The sequence below is a fragment of the Mucilaginibacter sp. genome (assembly GCF_036383575.1).
Lineage (GTDB): Bacteria > Bacteroidota > Bacteroidia > Sphingobacteriales > Sphingobacteriaceae > Mucilaginibacter.
This window is the reverse complement of the sequence record NZ_DASVOB010000779.1, coordinates 1-9,214: the sequence shown is the minus strand read 5'-3', so window position 1 is coordinate 9,214 and position 9,214 is coordinate 1. Positions and strand designations below refer to the sequence as shown.

Genomic DNA, 9,214 nt, shown 5'->3' with positions numbered 1-9,214 from the left:
AGGCTGATTGATGAGGAGGGCCGCGGCACCAACACCTATGTATCGCACGGGTTGATCAAAGAACATAAAACCACGCCGATACACGTTGATGTTAACATTGTTGAAAACGAAGTGCTAAACATTGCTAAGTTTAAACAATGGCGACCAGAATTTGCTGATGCTGAATTTATTTTGGAAGCCGGCAAATACATTTGTGGTGTTGAGGTTGAAAAAATGTCAAAAAGGTACTACAATGTTGTTAACCCTGATGATATAGCAACCCGTTTCGGTGCTGATACCCTGCGCATGTACGAAATGTTCTTAGGTCCGCTGGAGCAGAGCAAGCCATGGAATACCAATGGCATTGAAGGCGTGTTCAAATTCCTGCGTAAATTCTGGAGGTTGTTCCATAATGATGCCTGGGAATTTGGTGTAAGCGATGCAGTTCCATCAAAAGCCGAATTGAAATCGCTGCACAAGATCATTAAAAAGGTTGAGGAAGATATCGAGCGTTTCTCGTTCAATACTTCAGTTTCAAGCTTTATGATCGCAGTGAATGAATTGACAGATCTGAAATGTAATAACCGCGCTATATTGCAGGATATGGTGATCATCCTTTCATCATATGCTCCACATATTTGCGAAGAGTTATGGTCGTTATTGGGTAATGCCGATGGTACTTTATCATATGCACCATTCCCTAAATTCAACAGCGAATATTTGGTGGAAGATGAGTTTGCTTACCCAATCTCTATCAACGGCAAAATGAAAATGAACCTGAGCATCTCGTTAAGTCTTGATGTAAAAGAAATAGAAGCCGCCGTTTTAGCCAGCGCCGATGTACAAAAATACCTCGACGGTAAAACACCTAAAAAGGTGATCGTGGTAAAAGGCAGGATTGTGAATATGGTGGTGTAGCCCCCTCCGCCCCCTAAAGGGGGGTACTTTTGAAAATTTTAAGCCCCGGTTTTGTTTTGCAAAACCGGGGCTTTTTTTATTGCTTCTAAAACAAATTGTCATTCTAATACGAGCAATCAAGCCCTTACTCGCTCAGCGTAGGATCATTAACTATCCCCGCAAATAAGATTAACCCGGTTTTCATTTCTCTTATGGCAAAAATGAAAGGTTTGTCAATAATTATATTTTTCGTTGGTGCTGCGGTGAAGCCCACACTAACGGAGGTTGCAGCCGCTGCTTCCGTACCATCCTCATTCACATCAATATAGGCTCTGTGCATTACTTCGGTTATAGTTAAACCTCCACCTGCTGTTATCCGGCTAAAATCAGCCTGGTTGCTAAAGGCAATACTCATTCCTAATGATCCCAAAATATCCTTTAGGTCGGTACCATAACTGAATTTAAATTTAGGAATGGTAATACTTGATTTAGTGTCGGTAAGTTTACCCATTAGCAAATTCCATTTGCTTGAATCAAGGGCAAGGGCAAAGGTTTTCAAATCTTCATCTGGCATGATCATTACCAAACTGTATTTGCTGTTGCTGTACGGCAACTCAACCACAGTAGCATCACTAACAAAAGCAGCTTTGAGGTCAACGTTGTTATTGGTCATAAAATTGGTTTGCACCGTGTTGCTGTTGGCGAGGTGAAACGATGTTTTATATGTTTTGGCAGCATCAAACCGGGTTTTCCAGTTGCTTTTAAAATAAATAGCGTTAATGAGGTACATGCGTGCACCGTCATCTACTTTCTTGATGATTTCCGGAATCTTATTATTGGTTTGCGCACTTACCCAATTATTAATAGTATTTAATGCCCCTGTTTTATCGGTAAAATCAAGTGCTTTTACTTCGGCATTATAATAATCAGTATTGGTTTTCAGGAATGTCGGCAGCACTGTCAAATTATTGGCGTACCAAATGGAGTTGGCTATTTTAAGCGTTGTGTTTGGGTCGAGATCGGGAAGATTGGTTATAAGGTTGTGATGGTAACTATTTACCTGGTCTTCCGTGAAGCTGTCAAACTCCATAGTTTTACGGATATCTTTGAGCGTTTGCCCGCTGGCGCCATTGCTGGTCATCCCAATAGCGAAACTTACACTTAAAGGCGAAATAATGAGGTTTTGATCGTTCGCAATAGTTCCGGCATCCGCTTTAAACAGCTTTAAGGTAAAAGCATTACCGGGCCCAATCTGTTGCTGTTCAGTTGCCGAAAGCACCAGGTCCTTACCCGGACCGTTATTAACAGGGCCAACACCGCCTTTTTTGCAGGCGGTTATTGCTAAAATCCCCAAACCGAGTAAAGTAATTTTGCGCATCATAGTTGATAGGTTTATAATTACATTACGACTTGTAAACCACTTACGCTACAGCGTGTTAAAAATTTATGAACGATAAAAACCATAACAATTTTTTAACGCCTGTGCTTTTAAAACACCGTAGTTTAGTCTTTTAAAATACTTATTTATACCAATGCGAAATCTACTTAAAACCGCAGCTCTTATCCTGCTTGTCTCAACAGGGCTCAATGCCGCCTCCCAAACCCGTAAAGCGGTTTTTATTATTGCCGATGGTATTCCTGCCGATGTGATCGAAAAACTAAATACCCCTAACCTCAAACTGATAGCCAAACAGGGCACCTATCTACGCGCCCATGTTGGCGGCGAAAAAGGCGGTTATTCGCAAACACCAACTATATCGGCTAATGGCTATAACAGTTTGCTCACTGCTACCTGGGTAAATAAACACAATGTTTGGGGTAATGATATCAAAGCGCCTAACTACAACTACTGGAATGTATTCAGGATGTTTAAAAACGCCTATCCCAACAAAAAAACAGCAGTTTTCAGCAGCTGGACGGATAACCGCACCAAACTGATAGGCGATAAACTACCCGAGGCCGGCAATATTCATCCCGATTATGCTTACGATGGCTATGAGCTGGATACTGTAAAATTTCCGCATGATAAAGCCGGGAATTATATGCACCTGATTGATGAGCAGGTAGCAGCCTCGGCAGCAGATTGTATTAAAGACAAAGCGCCTGACCTTTCATGGGTATACCTGGAATATACTGATGATATGGGTCATAAATACGGTGATAGCCCGCAATATTATGATGCCATTGAAAAAATGGACGCGCAGGTTGGTAAGATCTGGGCGGCGATACAATATCGCAAGCAACATTTTAAGGAAGACTGGCTCATCTTTATAACCACTGATCATGGCCGTAGTGAAGCAACCGGTAAAGATCACGGAGGTCAAAGCACCCGTCAGCGCTCAACCTGGATGGTTACCAGTTATCGTCCGTTGAATAGTTATGCTAAATATTATACACCAGGTATTGTTGACATCACTCCATCAATCAACAGCTTTTTAAATGTAAAAGTACCCGAAGCCCAGCTACGTGAGATAGACAGCTAACTATGTACAAGGCTCATTGGATATCACCTGGAAAGCACTTGACCCTAAGGGCAGTGTAAAGATCTGGGTAGCCTCCGAAAATACTTTTAAAGAAGGTAAAGCCGATGAATATAAGTTATTGGCAACAGTGCCTGTAAGCAATGAACATGTACTGATTGATGTTAAAAATACGCCCTCTAAATTTTATAAAATTGCCATAGAGGGGTTGAATAATACCGTGAACAGGTGGGTTGTATTGGAGGAGAAGAAATAGATCAGCAGATAGCTGGCAACCCGGCAGCTTGATATGCCATTACTAAAACATTAAGCTAAATCCCCTTCTTTGCGCAATGCAGGGAAGAGGATTTACATTTTGTAGCCCAATAAACATTTCAAAATTATCGTCATTCAATCCAAAATACAAACTACTTTGTATTGTACACCCTGCGCCGGCGCCGTAAACTTGTGATATAAAAACAACCCCAAACCACAATGAAAAAGCCACAATTATGTACCCCTGGTGTAACGCTTGTAAACAGCATGCCAGATCTTATTATCAAAGGCATCGTAAGCCTGTTGTTTAATCCGTTATTTTATCTAAAAAACCCAAAATTGTCCGTTGCTTTTTTGCCGGTAAATTGCATACATTAGACCTATTGCCGGATAGCGTTGATCTGTTTTACTACAATCATTAATCCCCTACCTAACCTGTTTACTAAAATGACCTACAAAACCAATATACGGGTGCTCATTTGCTGTGCTGTTACAGCGCTTTGTTTGAGTGCTCAAACCGCTTTCAGTCAAAACCAATTTGAAAAGGAGCTCACGCAAAAAATGGATGATTTTTTGGCACCGACGCCCCAAACTAACCTGCAAACAACACAGGTACAAAGTGAGCTTTACCCCAGTGATGCCCCCGGTGGCATTTTAATACCCTCGGGGTTTGGCGGGTACGGCACTTACCTGTTCGGGGGGCTTGGCGCCACCTATCCTGAAACATACCATAATAACAAAGCCGATCTGATAACCTCAGTAGGGGCATGTGTTGGCAACCCTGTAAAAGCAGTAAACTTTGCTGCCAGTTTAAATATGACCGACGTGCATAAATTCAGGGACTTTTCCGGGAACTTTATTGTAAGCCGCAGATTATTTGCGGGGACAAGCATCTCGGCCGGGGCGTTGCAAGTGTTTGCCAATGAAAGCCAGTCGGATGCCTCTGGTTCAACCTTTTATCTAGCTGTAAGCCACGCAATACAAACTATTAAATCATTAACCCCTGGCTGTTCGAGGCTTAGTTATACAATAGGTATAGGCAGCGGCAGATTTTATGAAAAAAGCCCCAAAGATATTGCAGCAGGGCGGGGAAAGCATGGCACCGCTGTGTTTGGCAGCATATCCTATGAGCTTATCCAGCACGTAAATGTAAATGCCGAATGGACGGGTATGAACCTCGGCATTTCGGCAGGGATCAGGCCATTCCCTGTGCCCCTAAGTTTAGCGGTGGGGGTTGCAAACCTTACCCGGTATACCAATGATAAAGCCAATATGGTATTCTCCCTCGGTTACCCGCTCTCCCTAAACCGACGGTAACTCTCTTTCAGCAAAAGCATTTAATTATTTCATTAAAACATATAGATCTATGAAAAAGATAATCATAGCAGCATTAGTCGCGTCCGCAACTTTGGTCATAAGCATCAAACGGGCTTCTGCACAAGGCAGAAACAATCAATCGGATTGGAACGTACCGCCGCCAATTCCGCCGGTACCGCCGATTCCGCCGGTGCCGCCAATACCTCCGGTGCCACCAATTCCGCCAGTGCCGCCAATCCCTCCGGTACCACCAATTCCGCCGGTACCGCCGATAACACCGGTACCGCCTATTCCACCAGTGCCACCAATACCACCGGTGCCGCCGATTCCGCCAGTGCCGCCAATACCGCCGGTGCCGCCGATCCCTCCGGTGCCGCCGATCCCTCCGGTACCACCAATACCGCCGGTACCACCAATACCGCCGGTACCACCAATACCGCCGGTACCGCCGATTCCGCCAGTGCCACCGATACCACCGGTGCCACCAATACCGGGTTTAAAGCCCTTGCATTAATTAGGATCAATACATGGCAGTTAAAATAAACTGCCATGTATTAAAAACTTGCTCTCATTTAAACTAAAATTACATGAAACCCCAAATACAAAAGCTTAAAACAATTTTAGCCGTACTGCTTACAGGCATATCTGCTTTAAGCCATGCACAAACGGCCCACCGCATATTTGCTTTTAAAAAAGGCGATCAATTTCAACGCACTGCTTTTTTGAGCTCAAATACCGTACTGCAGCGCGGCGATCAAAAGTTTAACATCAACAGTTTTTCATCAACAACCAAAGTGTATGATGTGGTTGACGCTAACGGCCAAGGCTTTAACCTTGCAGTTACCACCAAACACATTGCCGATACGGTTGATGCCATGGGTAAAAAACTGGAGTATAGCTCAGACAAGCCCGTTACCGACAGCTCAGCTATCGCCAAAGCGCTTAATAATATTGCCGGTAAAGTTGCATCGGTAACCATCAATAAAAATGGGCTGGTAACGGATGTTACTGATCCGGCGCTGCAATTTACCAATGATACCTTCACAGCATTTACCGGTTTGCAGCAGGACCAAATTGTAAAGGGGAGCACCCTTGGCCTGCTGGCCGATTTTGTGGTAACCAAATCACTTAAACCAGGCTATACCTGGGCCGATTCAACTACTGTGAACGGGCAAAAAACTAAAAACACATTTTGGGTAGATAAGCTCACCGACAAAACAACCACCGTGGTCTTTGAAAGCGCTATTACCGGCGGCTACACCAACAGCAATACAAACGGCGTATACGTAATTGATAACCAAACAGGCGTGATCCTGGAGCGGATGATGAAAAGCATCATAAGTGGCTATCAGCTCCACAACCGTATAGTTTACGCGGCGTCAAAACGCACAGCTTTTACCGAAAGCTGTTACAAGATACATTAGTCCCGAACGTAGGGGTACAATAGGGGCTATTGTTAAAAGAGAAGGCTATGCGGTTAAGCCAAACGCATATGCCTCTCTTTTTTGTTTTATCTATTGCAGGCTGTACTTTTAATGCAGCTTCATCCTTTTAGCCGCTGCGGGGTGCAAATAATTATTGTCGCTCAACCAGTCGGCCATGCGCTGGGGCCAGGTGCTGATGCTTTGCAGTTTTGAACGGTACCCCATGTTAAAACCGTGATCACCCTGGGTATAAATATGCACCTCAACCGGTATTTTTGCTTCACGGTAACGCTGCAATAATTTCACCACCGATGGCGAACAGCAAACGTCATCATTGGCTGCCAACAAAAACGCCGGCGGGGCATCATATGGTAATTGATCAGGAATGTAAAGCGGCCCCGGATAGATCTGGATCAAAAACGACGGACGGGCATTTAACCTGTCTATGGCATCTGTTGCTTTCGGATCGCCTTTGCCTTCGCCAAAGGCCACCATATCAACCACTTCGCCTCCCGCCGAAAAGCCCATCATTCCAATACGATTTGTATCCAGTCCATATTCTGCTGCTTTGCTGCGCACCAGCCGCATAGCCCGGTAGCCGTCCTGCTTAGCATGTACATGTATTTTGTATGGCGATAGTGTATCCCTGCCCAAACGGTATTTCAGCACAAAAACGGTAACACCTAAACTGTTAAGATACTTAGCAGGATCAACCCCTTCGGCAGTATATACCAACAACCGATGACCACCACCCGGGCATACCACCACTGCGGCACCATTGGCTTTATCTTTCGGCGGCAAAAAAACAGTAAGCGACGGATTATGGATATTTTTCACCCAGTAATCCTTAGCCTGCTCCGGCTCGTTGCGGCGGTTCTCAAAACCAGGCGCTCCGTTCGGCCAAAGCGGGATAACAGCATCCTGGGCTATGCCCGCAAAAGGCAGTGTAAGGAGCACCAGGAATAGGTAAGTACTTAGTTTTGTTTGCATAAAGTAAATATACTTTATAACCGAAGGTTTGGTGTTAAAGCACTAAACTTTTATGTTAGTTAATGGTTAAATTTGAATAGCGTTTAGTTCATGGATCATAGTGCATAGCAATTAGCTTATCTGCAGAAAAACAGGCATCTTACTATAATGCCCGTACTATGAACCATCATCCATGAACCATGAACAACTAACAAAAAAGCTTATGGCAAATTTCCAGGAAATAATAGCATCAGAAACACCGGTACTGGTCGATTTTTCGGCTGAGTGGTGTGGGCCTTGTAAAATGATGCCGCCTATACTGCATGATGTAAAAACAGCGTTAGGTGATAAGGTAAAGATCATTAAAATAGATATCGACAAAAATCCGGCAGCGGCCAGCGCTTACCGCATACAAAGCGTGCCTACCCTCATGATTTTTCAAAAAGGGCAAAGTAAATGGCGCCAAAGCGGTGTAGTGCAGGCAAGGCAGCTGCAGCAGGTAGTGGAGCAATTTTTGTAACCTCACCCCGGCCCTCTCCAAAGGAGAGGGAGTAAAAACAGTAATTCAGAAAATCCTCTCCTGCGGAGAGGATTTAGGAGAGATTTAAATCCCAATCAACATGGCAACCATCGAAAGCATCCAGAACGCGTATATTGATTATGTATTAACCGAAGGCGAACAGCCTAAATCGGTTTATATTTTTGCAAAGCAAAATGAAATGAGCGAAGCTGAATTTTACCAGTTCTATGGCTCATTTGAGGCGGTTGAGCAGGGCATTTGGGCAGCCTTTGCCACCAAAACATTAGCCGAGATCCGTGCCCAGGAGGTTTGGGAAGGCTACACATCGCGCGAGAAAGCTTTATCATTTTTTTATGGCTTTTTTGAGTTGCTGAAAAGCAGCCGCAGTTTTGCGGTTTATAGTATTAAAAAGCAGCCGAAAGGATTTACAACACCAAAGGTATTCAGCCCGCTGAAAGACATTTTTGAAGGCTTTGCTGATGAGATCCTTAAAGAAGGGATTGAAAGCACCGAACTAAGCGACCGTAAATATTTCTCAAAAAAGTATAAAGATGCCTTGTGGATCCAGTTTGTATTTGTGCTTAATTTTTGGATCAATGATAATTCGGCTGGCTTTGAAAAAACCGACGAGGCTATCGAAAAAGGCATTAATGTAACTTTTGATCTTTTCCAGCGTTCGCCTATCGACAATCTTTTTGAGTATGGTAAGTTTTTAGTGCAGAACGGCGGGATAAAAGATAAGATGGGATTTTAAGATTATGGCAGATGAAACTCCGGGAACCACTCCCGAACAAAATAGTATACCTACTACCAAAGTACAGCGGTCGGCCAAGTTTGTAAAAACAGGTATTAAAATTGGCGGCAATTATATTAAGCATTACTCCAAAAAGCTATTCAATCCTGATCTGGACAAATCGGAGCTAAACGAGGATAATGCTGCTGATATCTATCAATCATTAAGCGAGCTTAAAGGTAGTGCGCTCAAAGTAGCGCAAATGCTCAGCATGGATAAAAACCTGCTGCCGCAGGCTTATGTTGATAAGTTCACTCAGTCGCAGTATAATGCGCCGCCGCTTTCGGGGCCGCTTATTGTACAAACTTTCAGGAAGTATTTTGGTAAAAACCCGGATCAAATTTTTGATAAGTTCAATATCCGCTCAACCAATGCGGCTTCAATAGGCCAGGTTCACCAGGCAGAGCTAAACGGCAAAAAGCTGGCCGTAAAGATCCAGTACCCCGGTGTTGGCGATTCTATTTCATCCGATCTGAAACTGGTTAAACCCTTCGCGTTCCGGATGCTGGGCATGAGTGAAAAGGAACTGGATGTATACATGAAGGAGGTTGAGGAACGCCTGCTGGAAGAAACCGACTAT

At 44.0% G+C, this 9,214-nt stretch carries 11 protein-coding genes; 8 read left to right on the top strand and 3 right to left on the bottom strand.

All coding sequences use genetic code 11. The features are described from left to right. The coding region (locus tag VF500_RS27715) for a class I tRNA ligase family protein (RefSeq protein ID WP_330862771.1) at nucleotides 1–897 on the top strand (897 nt) is incomplete at its 5' end. A gap of 124 nt (nucleotides 898–1,021) precedes the next feature. Here VF500_RS27715 and VF500_RS27710 read toward each other — a convergent pair. Then, nucleotides 1,022–2,257: a serpin family protein gene (locus VF500_RS27710; RefSeq protein ID WP_330862770.1), complete on the bottom strand. Its 1,236-nt coding sequence runs from the start codon at nucleotides 2,255–2,257 to the stop codon at nucleotides 1,022–1,024. A 151-nt stretch (nucleotides 2,258–2,408) separates the two neighbouring features. Here VF500_RS27710 and VF500_RS27705 point away from each other — a divergent pair, with 151 nt between their 5' ends. The 3 genes from VF500_RS27705 to VF500_RS27695 all read left to right on the top strand — a co-directional run bounded on the left by VF500_RS27705 (nucleotide 2,409) and on the right by VF500_RS27695 (nucleotide 4,928). After that, nucleotides 2,409–3,359, top strand: coding sequence for an alkaline phosphatase family protein (locus VF500_RS27705; protein WP_330862769.1), 951 nt, complete (start codon nucleotides 2,409–2,411; stop codon nucleotides 3,357–3,359). 16 nt (nucleotides 3,360–3,375) lie between these two features. Then, nucleotides 3,376–3,612: a hypothetical protein gene (locus VF500_RS27700; RefSeq protein WP_330862768.1), complete on the top strand. Its 237-nt coding sequence runs from the start codon at nucleotides 3,376–3,378 to the stop codon at nucleotides 3,610–3,612. A gap of 446 nt (nucleotides 3,613–4,058) precedes the next feature. Then, on the top strand, nucleotides 4,059–4,928 hold the full coding sequence (locus VF500_RS27695; RefSeq protein WP_330862767.1) for a hypothetical protein: 870 nt from the start codon (nucleotides 4,059–4,061) through the stop codon (nucleotides 4,926–4,928). A gap of 287 nt (nucleotides 4,929–5,215) precedes the next feature. Here the strand turns inward: VF500_RS27695 and VF500_RS27690 are convergent, their stop codons facing one another. After that, nucleotides 5,216–5,479: a hypothetical protein gene (locus VF500_RS27690; RefSeq protein WP_330862766.1), complete on the bottom strand. Its 264-nt coding sequence runs from the start codon at nucleotides 5,477–5,479 to the stop codon at nucleotides 5,216–5,218. Nucleotides 5,480–5,515: 36 nt separating this feature from the next. Between VF500_RS27690 and VF500_RS27685 the strand changes: the two genes are divergently transcribed. Further along, nucleotides 5,516–6,352, top strand: coding sequence for a DUF6263 family protein (locus VF500_RS27685; protein ID WP_330862765.1), 837 nt, complete (start codon nucleotides 5,516–5,518; stop codon nucleotides 6,350–6,352). Nucleotides 6,353–6,460: 108 nt separating this feature from the next. On the opposite strand, the gene VF500_RS27680 is transcribed toward VF500_RS27685, so the two are convergent. After that, nucleotides 6,461–7,342 (bottom strand): alpha/beta hydrolase, encoded by an 882-nt coding sequence (locus VF500_RS27680; protein WP_330862764.1) that lies wholly within the window; start codon nucleotides 7,340–7,342, stop codon nucleotides 6,461–6,463. Nucleotides 7,343–7,544: 202 nt separating this feature from the next. Between VF500_RS27680 and trxA the strand changes: the two genes are divergently transcribed. The 3 genes from trxA to VF500_RS27665 all read left to right on the top strand — a co-directional run. Continuing rightward, on the top strand, nucleotides 7,545–7,841 hold the full coding sequence (trxA, locus tag VF500_RS27675; RefSeq protein WP_090530271.1) for a thioredoxin: 297 nt from the start codon (nucleotides 7,545–7,547) through the stop codon (nucleotides 7,839–7,841). Between the two features lie 100 nt (nucleotides 7,842–7,941). Further along, nucleotides 7,942–8,595 carry a TetR family transcriptional regulator C-terminal domain-containing protein gene (locus tag VF500_RS27670; protein ID WP_330862763.1) on the top strand — a complete coding sequence of 218 codons (654 nt, stop codon included), beginning with the start codon at nucleotides 7,942–7,944 and terminating at the stop codon, nucleotides 8,593–8,595. 4 nt (nucleotides 8,596–8,599) lie between these two features. Further along, nucleotides 8,600–9,214: AarF/UbiB family protein (locus tag VF500_RS27665; RefSeq protein ID WP_330862762.1), on the top strand; the 615-nt coding region annotated here is incomplete at its 3' end.

Coding starts and splice junctions, on each gene's coding strand:
- VF500_RS27695 (WP_330862767.1), top strand. CDS start 4,059: ATGACCTACAAAACCAATATACGGGTGCTCATTTGCTGTGCTGTTACA.
- VF500_RS27710 (WP_330862770.1), bottom strand. CDS start 2,257: ATGATGCGCAAAATTACTTTACTCGGTTTGGGGATTTTAGCAATAACC.
- trxA (WP_090530271.1), top strand. CDS start 7,545: ATGGCAAATTTCCAGGAAATAATAGCATCAGAAACACCGGTACTGGTC.
- VF500_RS27670 (WP_330862763.1), top strand. CDS start 7,942: ATGGCAACCATCGAAAGCATCCAGAACGCGTATATTGATTATGTATTA.
- VF500_RS27680 (WP_330862764.1), bottom strand. CDS start 7,342: ATGCAAACAAAACTAAGTACTTACCTATTCCTGGTGCTCCTTACACTG.
- VF500_RS27705 (WP_330862769.1), top strand. CDS start 2,409: ATGCGAAATCTACTTAAAACCGCAGCTCTTATCCTGCTTGTCTCAACA.
- VF500_RS27685 (WP_330862765.1), top strand. CDS start 5,516: ATGAAACCCCAAATACAAAAGCTTAAAACAATTTTAGCCGTACTGCTT.
- VF500_RS27690 (WP_330862766.1), bottom strand. CDS start 5,479: ATGGCAGTTTATTTTAACTGCCATGTATTGATCCTAATTAATGCAAGG.